Origin of the sequence: Collinsella tanakaei (assembly GCF_016902615.1) — a bacterium.
In the GTDB taxonomy this organism is placed as follows: Bacteria; Actinomycetota; Coriobacteriia; order Coriobacteriales; family Coriobacteriaceae; genus Collinsella; species Collinsella tanakaei_A.
The window spans coordinates 1-428 of record NZ_JACJMB010000082.1; the positions used below are offsets into that span (position 1 = coordinate 1).

The 428-nt window shown below is 70.1% G+C and carries 1 protein-coding gene; it reads left to right on the forward strand.

Features of this window, described 5'->3' with window-relative positions:
* Positions 1-245: 245 nt before the first annotated feature.
* Positions 246-428: IS3 family transposase (locus H6A21_RS11350; RefSeq protein WP_275052533.1), on the forward strand; the 183-nt coding region annotated here is incomplete at its 3' end.

Genomic DNA, 428 nt, shown 5'->3' on the forward strand with positions numbered 1-428 from the left:
GCGCCGGCGACCCGCGAGCAGGAGCTCGAGCGCCAGGTCAGGCGGCTCGAGGCGCAGGTGGCGTACCTAAAAAAATCGATAGCCCTGAAGGCGGAGAGGCGCTCCCGAGGCGGGACAAGGCCCTAGCGGTCGCCGAGCTTTCAGGGCAGGGGCACGACCTCGCCGACCTGCTGGAGGCGGCCGGGCTCGCGAGGTCCACGTACCACTGCGCGCTCGCGCACCCGAAGGAGCCGACCGGGCCGGAGCTGCGCGCGAGGGTCGCGGAGATATTCGGCAGGCTCCCGAACGGCGTCGGCCACCGGCAGATCGCGATGGAGCTGCGGGCCGTGGACGGCGCCCGCATCGCCGACAAGACCGTCCTCAAGATGATGGGCGAGATGGGGCTGAGGTGCGGCATCAGGAAGGAGACCGACTACCACAGGTACAAC